Raw genomic sequence first — 19,427 nt, 5'->3', positions numbered from 1 at the left:
TTTGTCACATCTCATTCAAATCCACTGTGCGCCCGAAGTTCGCTTGGCGCTACAACCATATTTCTTCAGTCAAGACGGGGCCCACGTGTTCCGTGTCTTCGGCGTCGCGATCGCCGAGGCTGCATTCACCGAGACGGGGCTCGATATCACGTTCCCACTGGAAAGTCCGATGGAAGAACTACAAGCGCTGCACACCTTGCTCGTTCGGATCGATACAAACCACGACGTGACGATCGATGATACCCAGGCGGTCATCGGCTACTTAGGGGACGGGACGGTGGTCACCGTCTATCGCCACTTCAAACGTTGGCTGGACTTTTTGTCCGCAGCGCGCGTTCGCTCGATGGAAGGTGTCGTCGTCGAGGTCCGTGCTAACGGGGTCAAGCTAGCCGAAGGCGTGCTCCGGTCTTATGAGTTGATGGAAGATGGCGATTTTTATGTATCGGCCTGTACAATCGAGGCCGATGGGTTAGAACATTTCGAGGGCGAGCTATCACTTGCCGCCGTAATGTGATCAATCGATGACACAGACCGAGACCGGACAGTCCTCACAATGGTTGAGCAGTTTCAACCGGTCGAGGTCATGGATAATGATTTGACGGGAAGGGAGCGAAATAATCCCTTCTTGAGCGAGCTCGTTCAACATGCGGTTCACGCGTTCACGCGATGTCCCGCAATAGTTGGCGAGCTCTTGGTTTTTCAGTTTCAAGTCGATGAGAATGCCGTCTTCGACTTCCACCCCATAGCTGTTCGCCATACGAATGAGCGTCGAGTAGAGCGCTCCTTTTTTCCCGTTCAATACCAAGTCTCTAAATTTCGTATGCTGTTTCCGCATATGTTCGTTGATCATGACCATGAACTCGCGGACGAATTCCGGGTTCGACGACAAAATCATCGTTTCAATACGCTCGATTTTGACCGCATAAATTTCACTATCTTCTAACGCCTTGGCGTTAAATAAATATTTTGGTTCGATTGCGAATAACGTCAACTCTCCGCAACAAGCCTCAGCGCTTAAACAACGTAACGTCAATTCTTTTCCATTTTCCGTCAATTTCGAAATTTGGATCAGTCCACTCTTTACAATATAAAATTCAGCTGCGTCTTCTTGTTCTCGGAACAGAAAACCGCCTTTTGGGACATGAATGATTCGATGTGCCAATTTTTTTGTTTCCTCGAGCACCATCGCTTTACTTGAATGAGCCATTTCCACCGACCTTCCTTAAAACACGTTGCGCCATATTAAAGCTTGCCTTCATTCTAAACACAAACCCCCTCGAAACGCAATCAACATTTGGAAGCGTTTCAAGGGGAGGACTATTCTTTCGTACGATATTCAATTTTTTTCCAATATCGATATAATAAGCCGATCAATCCGACATTGATGACAGCGATGATCATATACAGTCGCATCGAGGCATGATCATACACCATGTAGCTCTCAATTGTATATTGCAAGAGTACCATGTTCGTCGCGAGCAATATGACCAATCCGATTAAACTCCAACCGTTACGCCCCATGATGAATCTCTCTTCCGACCGCAAAAATCTTCCCGTTCTCGATTTCAAGCAAGATTTTAGGGAGTTCCCGCTGCGGCGGACCGGCCTGTGGTTGGCCGTCGACACCGAAGTAACCACGGTGGCACGGACAGAGGAGTACGTCCTCCTCCTCTACGTAAAACACCGGGCACTGCAGATGGGTGCATTTGTTGTTATAGGCAACGAACTCACCATTCTTTAAATGAACGAGCAACGATGGTTCCGTACCCGGATATTCAAATTCGAGTGATTTCCCGCGCTCTAGCGCCTCGACCGTCGTGATGAACTGACGGTCAGTTCTCGGCTCGCTTCGAACGAAGGCCGCGATATTGAACGGGACGGTCGCGAGACCGAGTGCGATACCGGCGCCGAACGTTGATTTGATGAACGCCCGTCGATTCAGTTTCACGTCATCGGCCCGGCTCAAGTTATCGACGAGTGCGGATAACCGTTCCCGGTCTTTTGATTCATTTGACATAAGTCATCTTCCTTTCCATCTCAATCGGAATAGACGCCAAAGAATTCAGGGACGTAATTCCATTTATCGTCTTGCGAAGGCTTTTTCCCTTCGATCATGTTCATTTGGACGCGTTGACGACGGAGTTGCATCATCTCGTCATGGTCGATGAAGCGAATCGCATCTGACGGACAAACCGACGCACACATCGGCGCGATATCATGTTTGGAGCGGTCGTAACACATGTCGCACTTATACATCTTATTCTTCTCAAAGTCGAACTTCGGAATCCCGAACGGACAAGCGAACGTACAGTTCCGGCAGCCGATACATTTTTCTTCCGAAGCCGATAACACGACGCCCTCTGGCGTGATTTGAATCGCATTGGCCGGACACACTTGAGCACAAGCCGGATTTTTACACTGCATACAGATCATTGGGAACGTCTGACGGTTCTCCGAGAAATCGATATAATCCACATAGTTGCGCTCGAGCCCCTCGTGGTCCCCGCATTCGCGGCAAGCTGCCTGACAGGCCCGACAGCCGATACAACGTTCAAACTCTAAATACATGACCTTATTCATTTCGTATGAACCTCCTCATCCATGACGTGACAGCTCGTCGCAATCGCATGGTCCGCCATGAACGGCACGCTTGATCCGAGCGGGACCGTCAACGGATTAATGTGTAACGGGGTGTTGGCCGGTAACTTTTTCATTTGTACCGCACATACCTTGAACTCCGGCATGCGTGACATCGGATCGAGACACGGGTTCGTCAATTGATTGATGGCGAGCTCCTTGCCCCAATGATAAGGGACGAAGACCGTATCTTTTCGAATCGCCTTCGTCAAACGTGCTTCGACGACCATCGATCCGCGACGTGTGCGGAGTTCGACTTTGTCGCCCGTTTGAAGGCTATAACTTGATGCCAACTCCGGATGGATTTCCACGAACGGCAGTTTTGACATCGTGCTCAAGAAGTCGACACGGCGCGTCTGATTGCCCGACAAGTAATGGAAGACGACCCGCCCTGTCGTGAGCGTGACCGGATATTCTTCATTCGCATATTCACCGGCCGGCCGATATGTGACGACAGGCAAATTCGCTTTTCCGTTCGCCGTTCCAAACCGTTCTTTGAACATCGTCGGTGTGCCGGGATGATCTTCGGACGGACATGGCCAAAAGACACCATACTCGTCGTCGATTCGTTCCCATGTGATCCCAGAGTAGTCAGCCGCTCCACCTTTCGTCGCGATGCGGAACTCTTCCCAAATGTCACGCGCCGTCTCGTATGGGAAGTACTGTCCACGTCCCATCCGCTCAGCGATCCGCTTCATGATTTCCCAGTCTGGGAGCGAATCCCCGAGCGGTTCGCGCACTTTCCGGATTCGAATGACACGTCCTTCTAGGTTTGTCGTCGTCCCTTCGTCTTCGGCCCACGAACAAGCCGGTAAGACGACATCAGCGAACTCACAAGATTCCGACATGAAGAAGTCACTGACGACGAAGAAATCGAGTTTGTTGAAGCTGTCCCACACGTACGGAAGGTTCGGTGCTGAAACGGCTGGGTTCGAACACATGAGGTGCATCGCCCGAATCGTTCCCGCTTGAATCTCATCGAACATTTCGAACGCGGACACACCTGGTTTTGGCATCTCTGAAGGATCGATGCCCCAAACCCCGCTCACATATTCAACGGCTTTCGGGTCAGTTAATTTCCGGTAGCCTGGTAACAGGTCTGCTTTTTGTCCATGTTCTCGTCCACCCTGCCCGTTCCCTTGCCCCGTCATCGTGGCGACGCCCGAAGCAAACTTCCCAATCATGCCTCGTAAGAGCGCCATCGACGTATAGAGCGAGACATTGTCGACGCCTTTTGACTGTTGTTCGACGCCGCGGGCGAACAACATGACCGAACGTGGGCTCTTCCCGTAAATATGACCGGCCTTCTCGAGTTTTTCGATGGCGACACCGGTCACCTCACTTGTCCGCTCGAGCGTCCAGTCTCGGACCGACGCTTTCAACTCTTCGTAGTTATCGCAACGCTCATCCACGTACGCTTGATCAACATAATCGTGTTCGACTAAAAAGTTGAGCAGTCCCATCGCAAGCGCCGCATCCGTCCCTGGCTTCAAATCGAGATGGACATCGGCGACGCGCGCCATCGGAATTTCACGCGGGTCGGCGACGATGATTTTCGCGCCTTTGTCTTTCGCCTTCCAAATATGTTGTGTCGTCGTCGGATGACATTCGGCAATATTCGAACCGGCGACAAAGAATGTGTCGACGTGCTCGAACTCCGTCCATGGAAGCGTCGCTCCGCGGTCAATCCCAAGTGTCTTTAAGAAACCGCCGGCAGCTGACGACATGCAGAAGCGACCGTTGTAATCGATGAACCGTGTGCCGAGTGCGACCCGGGCATACTTCCCGACGAGGTAACATTTTTCATTCGTCATCGAGACGCCGCCGAAGACGGACACCGCATCTTTCCCATGCTCTCGTTGAATGCGTTTAAAGTTCGCTTCGATCACGTCGAGCGCTTCTTCCCATGTCGCTTTTTCAAACTTGCCGTTCCGTTTGATGAGCGGAGTCATGATGCGGTCCGGATGTTCGATCGTTTGATAGGCCGTGACGCCTTTCGGACAAAGTTTTCCTTTGTTGACCGGGAAATCGTAGCGTGGTTCAACGCCTTTGACGGCCCCGGTTTTCTCATCGACCCGGATATGCATGCCGCACTGCATGCCACAGTAACAACAGTGGGTCGTGATCAACTTTTCACCCGGTTTGATTAAATTCTGTACTTCTGGCGACGTTAAAAAGTCACTCATCGTCTTCCCCTCCATAGAACGTTTCCGCTCTTCGTTTTGAAAATCCACTGACGTGATAGCCGTTAATCGTTTGAAGCGGATAATGCATCCCGTCACTTCCGGGCCGTCCGAGCGCCGAATCGAGCCGGGCGCGACGACGACAGGCGTGACAGAGGTCTTGGACCGTGTGCGCCACATCGACTTTCACGAGTTGGTCCGACCCCTCGAGCAATTGTTTCACTTGTTCAATCTCTTCAAGCGTGCCGGTCGGTTCGCCGCACTTAACGCACAGGTGTCTCATCTTTTGCCTCACCTTTCGTCTCCTTCGGTCGGCCGAATCCTGGCATCGACATGCCCGTGTTCGTATCGACCGGGTGTGTCGGTAACTGTCCGTTCATCAAGTTCAATTGCATCTTCACACGCATCGAACGTCGACACGGTTGGCAGTAATCGGAGAGCTGGGTCCCGTCACTGAGCCCGAGCTGGATCGTCTGTGCTTGCAAAATCGCTTGGACGTCCTCGACTTGATTATCCGTCGCATAACGTGTCCCGCACCCGGCGCAGACACGGGTCTCATCCGCTTCGACTTCCCGGTAGTTCATCGGGACGCTGGCCGCCATCGGTCGGACCGGCAAGTGGAACAGTTTACCGAACGGGAAGTAACATAAAAAGATGATGACGGTCAATTGATGGAACAAGGCGAGCTCGTGATGGATGAAGCCTCCGAAGAATACATACGACACGGTCAACAACAACCCCGAGACAGTGACGATGAGCAACATGAGGAGCGGTAAAATATCAAATTCGAACCGCTGGGTCACTTTCACGTCCTGGTCGTTGATCCGGCGATAGAGTGCCATGAGCACGCCGACGAGCAACATGAGCGCGGTGATGTTCAACCCGTTATAGACGAGCTCCGCGAACAACCCGTGCGCAGCCATCTTGATGGTCGGGATGTTAAAGACGACAATCTGATACGTCTCGATATCAATCAAATCAAACCGCATCCATTGGAACGTCAGCCCGAATGTGATGGCGAACGACCCGAGACATCCCCAGGCAATCAACATATGTTGGGTCCAGCGGTACCAGCCACGTTCCCAGATGAACTTCTGTAAGACAATATTGTTGACGGTCGTGGCGGCGACGGCCTTGCTGGCCCGTTTCTTTTCTGCCTTTATTTGTTTGAGGCTCCGCTTCAATACTTGTGAGGTGGCCGGCCGTGCAAAAAATAACGTCAAGCGGACGACCATCCCAATCATGCAAATGACGGCGGCGATATAGTAGCCGAACAGCGCCATGTCTACGTGCTCAAATCCTGCCGAGGCGATCCATGTCGAGAGCACCAAGACGGTGAATCCTACGAACGACCACTTTGCGGCGGTCGAATAAAAATAACGATCGGACATATGTGTTCCCCCTTCTCTTTCCGAGCGACTTCATAGTTTCATCATAAAGATGACATCTCGACTTAACTGTTACTTTTTTCACAGATAAGCGATTCGAGACGTGACAGAATAATGAACGAAGGAGGCGTTCCCTTATGAAATCATCGCTTAAAATCATGTTATTCCTCACCATCGCGGCCATGCTCGTCGTCTTTTCCATCGGTTTCGTCTTCGCCAATCGAGCGACGACCGAACCAGATGTCGAGGGGTATGTGATTGAAATAAATGAATCTGACCGCACCGCACTCGTCATCAGCGGAATTACCGCAGAAGAGGCCACGCTCTCTCCTGACACCTTGTTCGCACAAAGTGAACCGGAAGACGTAAGCTGGTTCAAGTTTCAAGTGAAAGCCACGTTCGAGCAAATCACTGTCGGAGACCACGTCCACATTTGGAAAAAGACCGGTCCGAGTATCTTAAATACTCCGAACCGGTCTTATGTGAAAAAAATCGACGTGATCGACTAATATGAACGCTTGCCATAACGTTCACTCAGCCAGAGGACTAAAAACGCCAAACCAACCAACCATCCGCTCCAGACGAGTGCCTGGGTCATATCTCCGTTGATTGTCGCCATATAAATCGCTGTGGCGAGCGTCATCGTCTCGCCCGGGATATTTCCGGCAATCATCATCGTAATCCCAAACTCGCCGATTGATCGGGCGAAGCCGAGGACAAAGCCGCTCGTCAACGCAGGTAACAGCAGCGGAATCGTCACGTAGGTGAACAGTTGACGCTCTGACCCGCCGAGCACGCGTCCGGCCTCATACCATTCCGCATCGAGTTGTTTGAGACCGAGACGAATCGTTTGGTAGATGAGTGGGAACGCGGCCAAGGCGGACGCGATGACGTTCGCCTGTTTGGTGAACAAGATAGTAATCGGTAACAATCCGCCGATCCCGTTGTTCCCGAGGACAATCAAGGCGTATAGTCCGATGACTGTCGGCGGCAAGATGAGCGGCAGTAAAAACACCGTCTCCAACAGCCGCTTTCCTTTGAATTGACGGTGATGCATGAAATAGGCCGCTCCGAAGGCGAGGATGAAGGCGCTCACCGTCGCCATCATCCCGACTTCGAATGTGAGTTGAAGTGGAGATTGCGTCATTTAGAAAATCCTTTCGCTAAAAAGTGAGCTTGGATATCATCGTCAAACAAACGCGCGTAAACATCGCGCACGTATGGGTTGTGCGTCAATCGGACCGCCGGATACGCGATCGTACCCGTCGCTTCAAACGGGACCGCCTGAAGCGACTCGACGTCCGTCGTCAGTTCCGTCTTATAGACGAATCCCGCATTGGCGTCGCCTTGTTCGATGAGCGTCAACACTTGTCTCACATTCTGGGCGAACATGATTCGCGGTTCCACTTCCTCCCACACGCCTTCCACTTCTAGCGCCGCTTTCGCGTAGCGACCGGCCGGGACATTGACCGGGTCACCGATGACGATCCGAGCACATGCGTTTAAGTCGTCCCACGTCTCCGCGCACGGTCTCCCTTTCGGTGTCACGAGCCACAGCTCGTTATGCAAAAACGCATCCCGCTCTAGAATCGGGATTTGTAATCGGTCGACATCATCAACGCTCGCGGCTAAAAAGATATCTGCCGGAGACCCGTGATCGATTTGTGCTCGCAAGGCGCCGCTCCCGTTCGTCACGACCCGAACGTCGATCCCATCGAATTCCGCTTCAAGTTGTCGCTCTACCGCTTCTAAAGCCGGTCCTAAGCTTGCCGCCGCCAAAATGGTCACGGTGGTGTCCTCCGAATCTGAACTCGACCAGACTTGACTTAGTAATAAGGCGACCGTCACCCCTACGATGACTCCACTCACCCGTTTCATGATTAATCACTCCTTTGCCTCCCCTTTATCGTAGCGCTTGATTTGCCTCCCATCTGTATCAAACGTCACAAAAAGACACCCCCACGTAAGTAGAGGTGTGCCACTGCTTAAGCGAACGTGCGCGCCCGCGGGAATAAAATGTTGTTTTCGAGATGAATGTGTTCAAATGTATCCGATTCGAGCGCTTCTAACCGTTGATAGACAAGACGATACGTCCCACACGCTCCTTCAGGCGGCGTATAGTCGTTCGTGATTTGACGCAACTCTTTTAAAATGTCACCGGCTGCCGCGTGTTCTGACTCGAGCGAGGCCAAGATGTCATCAAGCTCCCGTCTCGTTTCAGCTGTCGGTGCCGTCTCGTGACGAAGCAACGTCGGGAAGTCTTCTGTCTCTTCTTTGACGATATGTTGTTCAAGTTCCACTTTCAATTGATTGAACAGTTGATGAATGCGTCCGAGGTGCGGATGGTTTTGTCCGTGAACCCGGAACACTTTTGTCACATATGGTGTGAGCTGTGGCAATTCGTCCGTCAAAAACTGGTGATGCTTATAAATGATGTGCTCAATCAATTCCGATGAAGAAGCAGCATCCCAATCGATGCTCTTCTCGTTCATCTCTTGCTTGCGTTGATAGAGCGCATTGACTTCTTCTAAAATGTCTTCCGTCGACCGTTTCGATTTGTCAGTCGCTTCAGCGAGTGGCCGGTTGCCGCCACAACAAAAATCGATTCGGTTCCGTTTGAAAATGTCTGCCGCTTGCGGGCATTGTTTGACGATTTCAGATACGTGCGTATCGCCCGTGAATGTCTGTGTCATCTGTCATAACCTCCATATTCATTTTGACATGTTCAGCGTAGCAAGAGTTTGACGACAAAAATGTGAAATACGTCACATTTAAGTGAACAGGATGCACGCGTTCTGAATTTGGACACAAAAAAAGCCCCTCTTGTGGAGGGGCGACGCTTAATGGGACGGCGCTTCAAATTGTTCTGCCTCGGTCGAACCGGCCAGCGCCGTCGTTGACGACTGGCCTCCCGAGATGACGAGAGACACCTCATCGAAATACCCGGTCCCGACCTCACGTTGGTGACGTGTCGCCGTATAACCGTGCTGTTCTGCACTGAATTCGGCCTGTTGCAGTTCCGAGTAGGCGGCCATCCCGCGGTCTTTATACCCGCGTGCGAGTTCGAACATTCCGAAGTTGAGCGAGTGGAAGCCAGCGAGCGTGACGAATTGGAACTTATATCCCATCGCACCAATCTCTTGTTGGAACGATGCAATCTCCTCATCCGACAGCTTTTTCTTCCAATTGAATGAAGGCGAACAGTTGTAAGCGAGGAGTTTCCCCGGATACTTCGCATGAATCGCATCCGCGAATTGACGCGCTTCGTCCAAATCAGGCTCGGACGTCTCGCACCAGACGAGGTCGGCGTACGGTGCATAGGCGAGACCGCGCGCGATCGCCTGTTCAATTCCCGCCTCGGTCCGGTAAAAGCCTTCCGGCGTCCGGTCACCGACGATGAACGGATGGTCGATTGGGTCGATGTCGCTCGTAATCAAATTCGCTGCGTGAGCATCCGTCCGGGCGACGATAATCGTCGACACCCCCATGACGTCTGCCGCGAGACGTGCGGCAATCAAGTTTTTCACGGCCGTCTGTGTGGGCAGCAACACTTTGCCGCCGAGGTGACCGCACTTCTTCTCTGAAGAGAGTTGATCCTCCAAGTGGACGCCGGCTGCACCCGCCTCAATCATCGCCTTCGTCAACTCGAACACGTTGAGCACACCGCCGAAACCGGCTTCCATGTCAGCGACGATCGGGGCGAACCAATGCGTATCGCCTTTCCCTTCCGCCGTTTGAATTTGATCGGCCCGTTGAAGCGCCTGGTTAATCCGTTTGACGACGCTCGGCACCGAGTTAGCCGGGTACAGGCTTTGGTCCGGGTACATGTGCCCCGACAAGTTCGCATCGGCGGCGACTTGCCATCCGCTCAAATAGATGGCTTCGAGACCCGCCTTCACTTGCTGGATGGCCTGGTTCCCTGTCAACGCGCCGAGCGCGTGGACGTAGTCTCGTTCGTGGAGTAACTCCCATAACCGTTCCGCTCCTTTTGTCGCGAGCGTATGCTCGATTAGGACAGACCCCCGAAGCCTCATCACGTCTTCGATCCCATATGGACGTTCGACCCCGTTAAACCGTTCCGACTGTAACATATCCTCTAGTTGCATTTGTTGTTCATTCATATCCATTCCTCCTGTATTATATTAATTTATATATTTATTGTTTGTTATATAACAGATAATGCAAGCTTAATCCAAGTATGCACAGCATTCGAGCGCCGCTTTGAATGACGAGTGCTCCATCCCGCAGCAACGACAGACGTTTTCTTCGTCACGATCTTCTGGTTTACGGAATATGACGACCTCTTCGACCGGCTCTCTCATGATTTGGAGCGACCCGTCGGCCCGGTCGAGCACGAGGCGCATCAAATCGTTCCCATAGACGAACGCCGTGTTAGCGAGCGCCGCTGTCGATTCCCCCGAGACGATCCGACGGACGACCCAACGTTCAATCAACTGTTCGCTTTCGATTTTTTTCGTTGTCATGATGATGCTCCTCCTTTTAAATTCGGTTCTAATGTCACTTGTTGTAAAAACTGTCGGCGGCGCCGGTGCAGAATGGGTTCCGTATATCCGTTCGGCGACTCGTCGCCTTCAAACACTAACTCTTTCGCCGCTTGATAGGCGATAGAGTGGTCTACATCTGGCGTCATCGAACGATAGTGCGGATCTTCCGCGTTTTGCGCGTCGACGACCTCGGCCATCCGGTAAAGCGTCGCTTCGACTTGTTCACGGCTACAGACTCCATGGTATAGCCAGTTGGCGACATGTTGACTCGAAATACGAAGCGTTGCTCGGTCTTCCATCAACCCGACGTGATGAATATCTGGCACTTTGGAGCAACCGACACCTTGCTCGACCCAACGGACGACATATCCGAGCAACCCTTGCAGGTTGTTCTCGAGCTCCTCGTTCACTTCCTCATCTGTATAGAGACGCGTGGCGAGTGGTACCTCGAGCAGACGCCCTCGCTCAGTTGCTGGATCAAACGAACGATTCACCAACTCACGCTGAACGTCAAACGCATCGACTTGATGGTAATGCAGCGCATGAAGCGTGGCCGCCGTCGGGGACGGCACCCAAGCCGTCGTCGCCCCGGACCGGACATGATTGCTTTTTTCACGCATCATATCGCGCATCCGATCGGGCATCGCCCACATCCCTTTCCCGATTTGCCCGTGTTGATGGAATCCTGCGTCAAGCCCGATCTGGACATTCAGACGTTCATAAGCATCGAGCCACTCCGAGGTCTTCATCTCGCCTTTCTTGCGCATCGGTCCGAGCGTGAGCGAGGAGTGAATCTCATCGCCCGTCCGGTCGAGGAATCCGGTATTGATGAAGACGATGCGTTCCTTCACTTGCTCGATACAGTTCTTCAAATTAAGCGACGTGCGTCGCTCCTCGTCCATCACGCCGACTTTGAGCGTGTGACGCGGTAACTCGAGTACATCTTCAATCGCATCGAACAAGTCGTTCGTGAACGCGACTTCTTTCGAGCCATGCATCTTCGGTTTGACGATATAGATGGAGCGTTCGCGGGAATTTCGTCTGGCATCAAGGTGGCGGCTCGCGATGAGCGCAGTGAAAATCCCGTCCAAAATCCCTTCCGGTACTTCACGTCCTTCCGCGTCGAGCATCAAATCCGTCGTCATCAAGTGCCCGACGTTTCGAATAAAGAGGAGCGATCGGCCCGGAAGCGTGACTTCACGCCCGTCTTTCCCGACATACTTCCGGTCAGGGTTCAACTTCCGAGTGAGCGGCCGACCTCCTTTCGTGAACGTTGCTTCGAGCGTCCCGTCCATCAGGCCTAGCCAGTTCGCGTAAAGGTGGACCTTGTCTTCCGCCCGAACAGCGGCAACCGAGTCTTCACAGTCGACGATGGCAGACAAGGCGGACTCGAGTTCGATGTCAACGAGCCCTGCTCGATCCGTCCGTCCGATTGGATGGTTCCGATCAAATTTTAGTTCGGCATGAATCCCGTTATGGATGAGTAATAAACTTGTCGGAGCTTCTGGATTCCCCACATAACCGACGAGACAATCGTCTTGAAACGCGATGCGGTTCCCTTCGATGATGGCGTATGGACTGCCCTCTGACACGAGATAGCCGTTCGCTTCTTCGTGCGAGCCCTCCTGGAGCGGAAATGTATCGTCGAGAAACTGTTTGGCATAGGCGATGACAGCTTCACCGCGAACTGGATTATAGCCGCTCGACTTCGTTTTCCCGTCCTCTTCGTCGATGACGTCCGTTCCGTACAAGGCGTCATAGAGGCTTCCCCAGCGAGCGTTCGCCGCGTTCAATGCATAGCGTGCATTGTCGAGCGGAACGACAAGCTGCGGTCCGGCTTGCCTTGTAATTTCTGAGTCGACACCCGTAACGTCGATGTTGAAATCGGGGACGGCTGCTTCGATGTAATCGATGGACCGAAGGAAACGCTCGTAGTCTTCCATGTCAAACGCTTGCTTATGCTCGCTGTACCACCCCTGTAATAGTCGCTCATATGACTCACGTTCGTGAAGCATTGCCTCATTGCGAGGAATGAACTCATCGAGTAGGCGCCCGACCCCAGCCCAAAATTGTTGGTGTGCCTCTTCTTCAGGCAATATACGAGCCGAGATGAAATCGAGCAACGTTTCATGTACGTGATAAGTACCTACTTGTTTGTAATGTTCCAAGCCGTCACATCCTCCCATTCGATTGTTATATATCAGTTGACTTTAATATAGACTATTATATAACAGTTTGACAACAGTTTTTTGAAACTTTTTATTTGCGATCTATTTCAAAACCGATTAGTATACATTGTGTGACCTATCAATGATTGATTCATCAATTAGTTTTTGAAGGAGGATATCCGATGCGCGACGCTTGTTCGCTCAGCGATGAGATTCTCTACCACGTCATCACCGTACAAAAAGAACTGGCCCAACTGTTCGATACGGAAATGGACGGGCTCAGCTCGACCCGCTTCGATATTTTGAGCAACTTGCATCACGTCGGCCCTTTGCGTCAGCGTGAACTGCAACAACGGGTCGGCGTCGATCATGCCGCCATCACGCGACATTTGAAACAGCTCGAGACACAGGGCTTGATTACGCGCGAACGCTGCCTCCAAGACAATCGGGTCATCTTTGTCGATTTGACCGATGTCGGTCGGGAGCGGATTGCACATTGGACCGAGCAAAAGAAGTGCTTATCGGACCGTCTTTTTGTAAACATGAAGGTAGAGGAGCAACGACAGTTACTCGAACTTTTAAATACGTTACAAACCAACATTCAACATGAAAGGAAGACCCTTATATGAACACGACAACACAGAAAGACTTTATGGAAATCCTCAAAGGACGCCGCTCGATTCGCGTCTATGATGAGAACGTCAAAATCTCAAAAGAAGAGATGACACAAATCCTGGAGGAAGCGACGACGGCACCGTCATCACTCAACCTTCAACCGTGGCGCTTCGTCGTCATCGATAGCGCAGAAGGCAAAGATACTCTCCTTCCGCTCGCAAGCTTCAACAAACGCCAAGTCGAGACGTCATCAGCCGTTATCGCCATCTTTGCCGACTACCAGATGGCCGATTACACACAAGAGATCTTTGATACGGCCGTCGAGCGTGGCCTCATGCCACCAGAAGTCCGCGACCGTCAAGTTGACATGATCAAAGGCATCTTCAAAGACGCACCGAAAGAGTCTGTTAAAGACAGCATCTTGCTCGACTCCGGTCTCGTCGCGATGCAACTCATGCTCGTCGCCCGTGCTCACGGCTACGACACAAACCCGATCGGTGGCTATGACAAAGCGAACATCGCGGAAGCGTTCGGCCTCGAGAAAGAGCGCTACCTTCCGGTCATGCTCCTCTCAATCGGAAAAGCCGCGGAAGACGGTTACCAATCGGTCCGCTTCCCAATCGACCGCATCACCGACTGGAAATAAGCAAAAGCTCAAGCGCCTCGGCGCTTGAGCTTTTTTTCATCCGATGTATTTGACGACTTCATTGAAATCGCGACGTGTCTTCGGCGCGAAGTCGCGGGCCCGATGTCCGAACGCGACCATGACCGAGAGCGACCAGGCACCTCGTTCCATGACGCCTTCCGAAATCAATAATTCATCGATGTCTGCCTGATTGAACCCTTCAATCGGACATGAGTCGACGCCGATCTGTGCGGCGGCTGTCATCATGTTGCCGAGCGGGATATACGTCTGGCGTTTAATCCATTCTTGGAACACACGCTCATCATCTAACAGTCGATAATCTTGTTCTTGGAACTCACGGACCCGTTTCACCCGAAGGGCGTACTCGTCCTCGGTCCGTCCTTGGACGTCCGTGACGATGTGACGGATGTAGTCCGAGTCGTAGCGCATCGCTTCAGGCGTCCGCGCCAAGATCAACACGAAATGGCTCGCCGTTAACGCCTGTCCTTGGGCACCCCACGCGTGGTCTTTGATCTTCCGGAGCAAGTCTTCGCGACGAATGACGACGAACTGCCAAGGCTCGAAACCGAACGAACTCGGTGATAAGCGACCCGTCTCCAGAATGAATTCGAAATCTTCCTCATCGATTTTGCGGTCCGCGTCGAACTCTTTCGTCGCTTGACGCCAACGATACGCATCTAAAATCTCTTCTTTTTTCACGATGATCCACTCCCCATTTACCAAGATGACTCCATCATATCAAAACGATAAATAAGAAAGCGCTCATGGAGATTCTTTAACGGCAAGCGAACGTCCTGTACGTAGCGGAAAGGCGTCTCGTCATTCAAAAAATGTAAGTACTCATCGGCCGGATAATAGAGGATGAGGTCGACCGGACGCTGTGCGCGCTCGACCGACTCGATGATGTTCGCAACGACCTGCCGGAACACGTTCACCGAGAACGGGTTGAAGAAATAAAAGCGGTTCGCCTCAGCCGGCACCTCAAACTGTTCGGCGTAACCGCGGACGAGCTGGACACTGCCACGCGTCCGGTGTTTCTTGGCGTAGTTCATCCAATTCTCAAGTGCCGCTTCGTGGAAGCCGCCATCCATCTCGATGCCAATGGCCCGAACTCGGAACGTATAGGCGAGATAAAACGGGAGGCGCCCTTTACCCGATCCGAAGTCGACGACCGTGTCCGTGGCCGCGAGCGGATAGGCGTCACGCAACAAGTCGAGCGCCTCATACGGGGTCGGTTCATAGCGATGATATTCAGCCGAGGCCGGGAACCCTTGTTGCGGTTTCGCCGTCTCGATTTGGAGCAATCGTTCATAGTCTTGTTCAGTCATGAATGTGTCCTTTCTTGGATGGCGCGGAAAAACGGATGCCGCTCCATCTCTTGTTTAAACGCCTGTCGTTCTTGCCACATCACATAGCCGACGTAGAGCGGGATGAGCAACTTGAACCAACTCGGTACGAGGAGCATCCCCGTGACGGCAAGCGGGATGAGACGCAGCCATAAGTTCCGATGACGCGGCGTCCGTATATAAAGTAAGATGGCCGTCGTGCGCCGGGCGGTCCCAAACCGATTCGGTCTCGGTCGATAGAGCGGACGCTTGCGCCGGCTCGGCTTCTCGATGGCGCCCGACGTCGATAATAATGCCCGGTCAAAGGCGGTACGCAACGCCTCACTACGTTCGAGTTCTTGGCTAAGATATGGGTGGCGTGACAGCCACCCTTCTCCGACATACATCGCAAATGCAACAAGACCACTGCCGAGTACGGCCGACCATAAAGGTGAGTCGTTGAGGAGCGCATACATACAAACGAACGTCACACACGTGACCGTAACTCGTAACATCCAATGGCTGCGCCGGACCGTCAACTGATAACGGATCCACGTATGAATCCCGGTCAAAAATAGGAGGCTGATCCCGAATGCGAATATAGAGGCAACGGGCCAACCGTCAAGCCAAAGCACGGGCATGAACGCCAACATGACGTAGAGAATCTTCAAGCCGAGTGTGATGGCGTGATAAAGCAACGAATCGTGTTTCAACCTGCGAACCAAAGAACGTTTGGCCACCAGCGTCACGTCCGCCCGTTCGACCCAGACGAAAAACGGATTTCTAAGGAGGACGATTCCAATTCCAAGCGCCCAAACGAACATCGGCACCTGACTCACCCACTCGATTTCGCCTTGCCAAAGCAATCGGTATTGATACCCGAGAAAGATGGCGAACGGAATGACGCCGTATAGAACGACTGTCCAATCCAAGATGAGCCGCCACGTCTTCCACTGTTTGGTCATATGGGTGCGGACACGTCTAACGAACAGCTGATGTTCATTCATCGCATGACCACATCTTCCATCATCTCGAACAGCGACTCGCCTTCGGTTTGCAGGCTGAGACGCAACTCTTCTTTTGTCCCGCCCGCGAGCATGCGTCCGTCATCAATCCAGACGAAGCGGTCGCATAACCGCTCTGCCGTATCGAGGACGTGGGTGACGAGAAGCACCCCGGTGCCTTGACGACGTTCCGCTTCAAGTAAACGAAGCAGCTGGATCGTCGTCGTCGCATCGAGTCCGACGAACGGTTCGTCGACAAGGAGAAACTTCGCTTCTTGGATGAGCGCCAAGAGAATCATCGCTTTTTGCTTCATCCCTTTTGAGAACGAGGAGATATAGTCGTGGCGGACCGTCTCGAACCGAAACAACCGGATCAGTTCTTCCGTCCGCTCACGATTATCAACGTCCGTCAATTCCAACACGAGAGCGATATGTTCCTCGAGCGTCAAATAATCATAGTAAACCGGTTGCTCGGGGATATAGGCGTAGCGGTCGATTTGCACCGTTCCACGCATCCACGGGATCGTTCCGGTGAGACAGGCGAGCGTCGTGCTCTTCCCGGCCCCGTTCGACCCAATCATCCCGACGATTTCGCCCGGCCGGACCTCGAACCGGATGGCCTCGATGACCGACTCACCGTGTTCATACCCGGCTTGTTCAATGTGAACGTTCATGAGAACCTCCTTCGCAAAAAGTCGCCTTTTCAGGCGACGTCATCGAACGATATTGACCGAAGAGAAGACGAACTTGTCATAGCGGTGCCGAGCGAATGAGTATTCGAACGGTTTCCCGTTACTCAAGTAAACGACTTGTTCGACCTCGATGATTGGGTCGGTAATGTCATTCTTCAAGTAACGTTGATCATATTCGTCAGGCTTATCGGCCCGAATCATCTTGTGTGAGCTCGTGATCGTGTAGCCGAGCTCCTGTTGGATGTAGCTATAGACCGACTTCTCCAAAATTTTACGCGACAGTCCTGTAATTAGATTGGCGACCATGTACGTCAATTCGATGACGTACGGCTCTTCGTCCACATAGCGGACACGACGAATCTCATAGACCGGTTCCGTCAGCTCAATCATCAAATGGTCGGCGACTTCCTGGGTCGGGAACTTCACTTCAAAATCGAGCACTTCACTGCGCAAACTGCGGTCGCCGATGACTTGCGTCAATCCTCTCGTCTCTTTACTGATGATGTTGATGCGTTCTTTTTGGAAACTGGCCGGCAAGATGAACGTCCCTTTGCCACGCTTCCGATAAATCAAGCCTTCCATCACGAGAATCTCGAGAGCGCGCTTCATTGTCATGCGGCTGACACCAAACTCTTCCGCTAATTGAATCTCATCCGGAAGCGGTGTTTCGAGTTCATAAGCCTGTTCATTGATCCGATGCCGAATCTCATCCGCAATCGATTCATATTTTGGTTTTTTCTTTGTAGACATATTCCACCTCATGTATAGACATATACAAATAATATATCAAAAAAAGCTGACAAAGAGTAGTCCTTGTCAGCTTTTCCTATTATTCTGTAAATCCATGATCGGCAATCACTTGTTTGAACCAGTGACCAGACTTTTTAACGGTCCGCTCTTGGGTCGCCAAGTCGACACCGACGAACCCGTAACGGTTCTTATAAGCGTTGCTCCATGACCAGTTGTCCATGAACGTCCATAAGTGGTACCCTTTCACGTTCGCGCCTTCTTTGAGCGCCCGATGCGTCCACTTCAAATGTTCACGAATGAAGTCGATTCGATAGTCGTCTTGGACGCTTCCGTCGGCGTCGCGGTAACGCTCTTCTCCTTCGACGCCCATCCCGTTCTCAGAAATGAAGCAGGGGATGTTGCCGTAGTTGTCTTTCAAGTTGATTAAGATGTCATAGACGCCCTGCTCATAAATTTCCCAACCACGATACGGGTTCATCTTGCGACCCGGCATCTCATAGAAGTCGAACAGATTCTCAGGCAGGAACGGCGCATCAGGATTTGGGAGCGACGCTTTGGCCTTGACCCGACGCGGTTGATAGTAGTTGATGCCGAGAAGGTCAATCGTGTTGGCCCGAATGAGATCCAAGTCTCCAGATTGCATCTCTGGCATCGCGTCTTGTTCCTGTAGCACATCGATGAGCTCTTCAGGGAACGTCCCGAGCACGGACGGGTCCAAGAACGAGCGGTTGAAGATCGCGTCGGCCAAGCGTGACGCCTTCACATCGGCCGGATGTTGGCTGCGCGGATACGACGGTGTCAAATTCAGGATGATCCCAATTTGACCGGCCTGTCCCTGATCCCGGTACGCCTGAATGGCGAGCGCGCTCGATAAGATCGAATGGTAAGCGACTTGGACGGCACGCTTGAAATCGACGACGTTCGGATAGTGGAAATCGTACAAGTAGCCACCTTCGACCGGCACAATCGGTTCGTTATGAGTGAACCACGTCGTCACGCGATCCCCGAAAAGCTCGAAACACGTCTTCGCGAACTGTACGTAAGCGTCGACGACGTCACGTGATTCCCAGCCGCCTCGGTCTTGAAGCGCCATCGGCATGTCGAAGTGATATAAGTTGATGAACGGCTCGATGCCATGATCGATGAGGCAATTGATCACGTTGTTATAAAACGCGATCGCCTCTTCATTCACCTCGCCGACACCTTCTGGGAACAGACGTGACCACGAAATCGAGAAGCGGAACGTGTTATGTCCGAGCTCTTTCATGAGCGCGATATCTTGCTCGTACAAATGATAGAAGTTAGACGCTTCGGTCGCACTGACACCATTGAAGAATCGGTTCGGTTGTTGCATATACCAGTAATCCCAAATATTTAAGCCTTTGCCGCCTTCAAACGCCGCACCTTCCATTTGCGTCGCCGAAGAGGCCGTCCCCCACCAAAAATCGGTCGGGAATTGATACGTCACTGCTGCTGATGTTTTCGTTTCTGTCGGGTTCGTCATAAACTCTCTC

Annotated in this window: 23 protein-coding genes; 4 read left to right on the top strand and 19 right to left on the bottom strand. The window is 52.3% G+C overall.

From position 1 onward, the window contains the following. The first annotated feature begins 1 nt into the window (after position 1). On the top strand, positions 2 to 514 hold the full coding sequence (locus KNP78_RS06190; protein WP_214754328.1) for a hypothetical protein: 513 nt from the start codon (positions 2 to 4) through the stop codon (positions 512 to 514). Here KNP78_RS06190 and KNP78_RS06185 read toward each other — a convergent pair whose 3' ends face one another. The 7 genes from KNP78_RS06185 to KNP78_RS06155 form a co-directional block, all read right to left on the bottom strand. Next, positions 515 to 1,207 carry a Crp/Fnr family transcriptional regulator gene (locus tag KNP78_RS06185; RefSeq protein ID WP_034780597.1) on the bottom strand — a complete coding sequence of 231 codons (693 nt, stop codon included), beginning with the start codon at positions 1,205 to 1,207 and terminating at the stop codon, positions 515 to 517. Between the two features lie 110 nt (positions 1,208 to 1,317). Continuing rightward, entirely contained in the window at positions 1,318 to 1,521 is a 204-nt protein-coding gene (locus KNP78_RS06180) for a hypothetical protein (protein ID WP_214718588.1), read from the bottom strand. Further along, the gene (locus KNP78_RS06175) at positions 1,511 to 2,017 is read right to left on the bottom strand and encodes a QcrA and Rieske domain-containing protein (RefSeq protein WP_034780593.1); all 507 of its coding nucleotides are present in this window, start codon (positions 2,015 to 2,017) and stop codon (positions 1,511 to 1,513) included. Before KNP78_RS06175 ends, KNP78_RS06180 begins: the two co-directional genes overlap by 11 nt. Positions 2,018 to 2,037: 20 nt before the next feature. Next, positions 2,038 to 2,580 carry a 4Fe-4S dicluster domain-containing protein gene (locus KNP78_RS06170; protein ID WP_015880388.1) on the bottom strand — a complete coding sequence of 181 codons (543 nt, stop codon included), beginning with the start codon at positions 2,578 to 2,580 and terminating at the stop codon, positions 2,038 to 2,040. Beyond that, the gene (locus KNP78_RS06165; protein WP_034780591.1) at positions 2,577 to 4,823 is read right to left on the bottom strand and encodes a molybdopterin oxidoreductase family protein; all 2,247 of its coding nucleotides are present in this window, start codon (positions 4,821 to 4,823) and stop codon (positions 2,577 to 2,579) included. Before KNP78_RS06165 ends, KNP78_RS06170 begins: the two co-directional genes overlap by 4 nt. Continuing rightward, positions 4,816 to 5,103: a hypothetical protein gene (locus KNP78_RS06160; RefSeq protein ID WP_214823456.1), complete on the bottom strand. Its 288-nt coding sequence runs from the start codon at positions 5,101 to 5,103 to the stop codon at positions 4,816 to 4,818. Before KNP78_RS06160 ends, KNP78_RS06165 begins: the two co-directional genes overlap by 8 nt. Then, entirely contained in the window at positions 5,084 to 6,211 is a 1,128-nt protein-coding gene (locus KNP78_RS06155) for an MFS transporter (RefSeq protein WP_214823455.1), read from the bottom strand. Before KNP78_RS06155 ends, KNP78_RS06160 begins: the two co-directional genes overlap by 20 nt. A gap of 134 nt (positions 6,212 to 6,345) precedes the next feature. Here KNP78_RS06155 and KNP78_RS06150 point away from each other — a divergent pair, with 134 nt between their 5' ends. After that, on the top strand, positions 6,346 to 6,717 hold the full coding sequence (locus tag KNP78_RS06150; RefSeq protein WP_034780581.1) for a DUF3221 domain-containing protein: 372 nt from the start codon (positions 6,346 to 6,348) through the stop codon (positions 6,715 to 6,717). Here the strand turns inward: KNP78_RS06150 and modB are convergent. The 6 genes from modB to KNP78_RS06120 all read right to left on the bottom strand — a co-directional run bounded on the left by modB (position 6,714) and on the right by KNP78_RS06120 (position 12,881). Beyond that, positions 6,714 to 7,355 carry a molybdate ABC transporter permease subunit gene (gene modB, locus KNP78_RS06145; protein WP_214823454.1) on the bottom strand — a complete coding sequence of 214 codons (642 nt, stop codon included), beginning with the start codon at positions 7,353 to 7,355 and terminating at the stop codon, positions 6,714 to 6,716. The genes KNP78_RS06150 and modB overlap by 4 nt on opposite strands. Further along, positions 7,352 to 8,086 (bottom strand): molybdate ABC transporter substrate-binding protein, encoded by a 735-nt coding sequence (modA, locus tag KNP78_RS06140; RefSeq protein WP_214823453.1) that lies wholly within the window; start codon positions 8,084 to 8,086, stop codon positions 7,352 to 7,354. The genes modB and modA overlap by 4 nt, the downstream gene beginning before the upstream one ends. Before the next feature lie 107 nt (positions 8,087 to 8,193). Beyond that, on the bottom strand, positions 8,194 to 8,901 hold the full coding sequence (gene ric / locus KNP78_RS06135; protein WP_029596325.1) for an iron-sulfur cluster repair di-iron protein: 708 nt from the start codon (positions 8,899 to 8,901) through the stop codon (positions 8,194 to 8,196). A gap of 147 nt (positions 8,902 to 9,048) precedes the next feature. Then, positions 9,049 to 10,329, bottom strand: coding sequence for an isocitrate lyase (aceA, locus tag KNP78_RS06130; RefSeq protein WP_214823452.1), 1,281 nt, complete (start codon positions 10,327 to 10,329; stop codon positions 9,049 to 9,051). A gap of 66 nt (positions 10,330 to 10,395) precedes the next feature. Beyond that, positions 10,396 to 10,692, bottom strand: a complete 297-nt coding sequence (locus KNP78_RS06125; RefSeq protein ID WP_029596327.1) for a hypothetical protein — start codon at positions 10,690 to 10,692, stop codon at positions 10,396 to 10,398. Then, positions 10,689 to 12,881, bottom strand: coding sequence for a malate synthase G (locus KNP78_RS06120; RefSeq protein WP_251128468.1), 2,193 nt, complete (start codon positions 12,879 to 12,881; stop codon positions 10,689 to 10,691). The genes KNP78_RS06125 and KNP78_RS06120 overlap by 4 nt, the downstream gene beginning before the upstream one ends. A gap of 182 nt (positions 12,882 to 13,063) precedes the next feature. Between KNP78_RS06120 and KNP78_RS06115 the strand changes: the two genes are divergently transcribed. Both KNP78_RS06115 and KNP78_RS06110 read left to right on the top strand, forming a co-directional pair. Beyond that, positions 13,064 to 13,510: a MarR family winged helix-turn-helix transcriptional regulator gene (locus KNP78_RS06115; RefSeq protein WP_029596329.1), complete on the top strand. Its 447-nt coding sequence runs from the start codon at positions 13,064 to 13,066 to the stop codon at positions 13,508 to 13,510. Further along, positions 13,507 to 14,142: a nitroreductase family protein gene (locus tag KNP78_RS06110; RefSeq protein WP_034780571.1), complete on the top strand. Its 636-nt coding sequence runs from the start codon at positions 13,507 to 13,509 to the stop codon at positions 14,140 to 14,142. Before KNP78_RS06115 ends, KNP78_RS06110 begins: the two co-directional genes overlap by 4 nt. A gap of 36 nt (positions 14,143 to 14,178) precedes the next feature. Here KNP78_RS06110 and KNP78_RS06105 read toward each other — a convergent pair whose 3' ends face one another. The 6 genes from KNP78_RS06105 to KNP78_RS06080 form a co-directional block, all read right to left on the bottom strand. After that, positions 14,179 to 14,841, bottom strand: a complete 663-nt coding sequence (locus KNP78_RS06105; protein ID WP_214823450.1) for an NAD(P)H-dependent oxidoreductase — start codon at positions 14,839 to 14,841, stop codon at positions 14,179 to 14,181. Between the two features lie 17 nt (positions 14,842 to 14,858). Beyond that, on the bottom strand, positions 14,859 to 15,470 hold the full coding sequence (locus KNP78_RS06100; protein ID WP_029596332.1) for a class I SAM-dependent methyltransferase: 612 nt from the start codon (positions 15,468 to 15,470) through the stop codon (positions 14,859 to 14,861). Next, on the bottom strand, positions 15,467 to 16,474 hold the full coding sequence (locus KNP78_RS06095; protein ID WP_214823449.1) for an ABC transporter permease: 1,008 nt from the start codon (positions 16,472 to 16,474) through the stop codon (positions 15,467 to 15,469). Before KNP78_RS06095 ends, KNP78_RS06100 begins: the two co-directional genes overlap by 4 nt. Beyond that, positions 16,471 to 17,145 carry an ABC transporter ATP-binding protein gene (locus KNP78_RS06090; RefSeq protein ID WP_214823448.1) on the bottom strand — a complete coding sequence of 225 codons (675 nt, stop codon included), beginning with the start codon at positions 17,143 to 17,145 and terminating at the stop codon, positions 16,471 to 16,473. The genes KNP78_RS06095 and KNP78_RS06090 overlap by 4 nt, the downstream gene beginning before the upstream one ends. Before the next feature lie 39 nt (positions 17,146 to 17,184). Beyond that, positions 17,185 to 17,913, bottom strand: coding sequence for a GntR family transcriptional regulator (locus KNP78_RS06085; RefSeq protein ID WP_021068003.1), 729 nt, complete (start codon positions 17,911 to 17,913; stop codon positions 17,185 to 17,187). Between the two features lie 79 nt (positions 17,914 to 17,992). Further along, positions 17,993 to 19,417, bottom strand: coding sequence for a glycoside hydrolase family 1 protein (locus tag KNP78_RS06080; RefSeq protein ID WP_214823447.1), 1,425 nt, complete (start codon positions 19,415 to 19,417; stop codon positions 17,993 to 17,995). Between the last annotated feature and the right edge of the window lie 10 nt (positions 19,418 to 19,427).

Origin of the sequence: Exiguobacterium sp. s28, assembly GCF_018618135.1 — a bacterium.
Taxonomy (GTDB): domain Bacteria; phylum Bacillota; class Bacilli; order Exiguobacteriales; family Exiguobacteriaceae; genus Exiguobacterium; species Exiguobacterium mexicanum_A.
The sequence above is the reverse complement of the archived record's forward strand: the minus strand, read 5'-3'. Positions and strand labels throughout refer to the sequence as shown.

Bases quoted from the DNA above. Each gene is read 5' to 3' on its own strand.
- KNP78_RS06185 (WP_034780597.1), bottom strand. From the start codon at position 1,207: ATGGCTCATTCAAGTAAAGCGATGGTGCTCGAGGAAACAAAAAAATTG.
- KNP78_RS06180 (WP_214718588.1), bottom strand. From the start codon at position 1,521: ATGGGGCGTAACGGTTGGAGTTTAATCGGATTGGTCATATTGCTCGCG.
- KNP78_RS06175 (WP_034780593.1), bottom strand. From the start codon at position 2,017: ATGTCAAATGAATCAAAAGACCGGGAACGGTTATCCGCACTCGTCGAT.
- KNP78_RS06170 (WP_015880388.1), bottom strand. From the start codon at position 2,580: ATGAATAAGGTCATGTATTTAGAGTTTGAACGTTGTATCGGCTGTCGG.
- KNP78_RS06165 (WP_034780591.1), bottom strand. From the start codon at position 4,823: ATGAGTGACTTTTTAACGTCGCCAGAAGTACAGAATTTAATCAAACCG.
- KNP78_RS06160 (WP_214823456.1), bottom strand. From the start codon at position 5,103: ATGAGACACCTGTGCGTTAAGTGCGGCGAACCGACCGGCACGCTTGAA.
- KNP78_RS06155 (WP_214823455.1), bottom strand. From the start codon at position 6,211: ATGTCCGATCGTTATTTTTATTCGACCGCCGCAAAGTGGTCGTTCGTA.
- KNP78_RS06150 (WP_034780581.1), top strand. From the start codon at position 6,346: ATGAAATCATCGCTTAAAATCATGTTATTCCTCACCATCGCGGCCATG.
- modB (WP_214823454.1), bottom strand. From the start codon at position 7,355: ATGACGCAATCTCCACTTCAACTCACATTCGAAGTCGGGATGATGGCG.
- modA (WP_214823453.1), bottom strand. From the start codon at position 8,086: ATGAAACGGGTGAGTGGAGTCATCGTAGGGGTGACGGTCGCCTTATTA.
- ric (WP_029596325.1), bottom strand. From the start codon at position 8,901: ATGACACAGACATTCACGGGCGATACGCACGTATCTGAAATCGTCAAA.
- aceA (WP_214823452.1), bottom strand. From the start codon at position 10,329: ATGAATGAACAACAAATGCAACTAGAGGATATGTTACAGTCGGAACGG.
- KNP78_RS06125 (WP_029596327.1), bottom strand. From the start codon at position 10,692: ATGACAACGAAAAAAATCGAAAGCGAACAGTTGATTGAACGTTGGGTC.
- KNP78_RS06115 (WP_029596329.1), top strand. From the start codon at position 13,064: ATGCGCGACGCTTGTTCGCTCAGCGATGAGATTCTCTACCACGTCATC.
- KNP78_RS06110 (WP_034780571.1), top strand. From the start codon at position 13,507: ATGAACACGACAACACAGAAAGACTTTATGGAAATCCTCAAAGGACGC.
- KNP78_RS06100 (WP_029596332.1), bottom strand. From the start codon at position 15,470: ATGACTGAACAAGACTATGAACGATTGCTCCAAATCGAGACGGCGAAA.
- KNP78_RS06095 (WP_214823449.1), bottom strand. From the start codon at position 16,474: ATGAATGAACATCAGCTGTTCGTTAGACGTGTCCGCACCCATATGACC.
- KNP78_RS06090 (WP_214823448.1), bottom strand. From the start codon at position 17,145: ATGAACGTTCACATTGAACAAGCCGGGTATGAACACGGTGAGTCGGTC.
- KNP78_RS06085 (WP_021068003.1), bottom strand. From the start codon at position 17,913: ATGTCTACAAAGAAAAAACCAAAATATGAATCGATTGCGGATGAGATT.
- KNP78_RS06080 (WP_214823447.1), bottom strand. From the start codon at position 19,417: ATGACGAACCCGACAGAAACGAAAACATCAGCAGCAGTGACGTATCAA.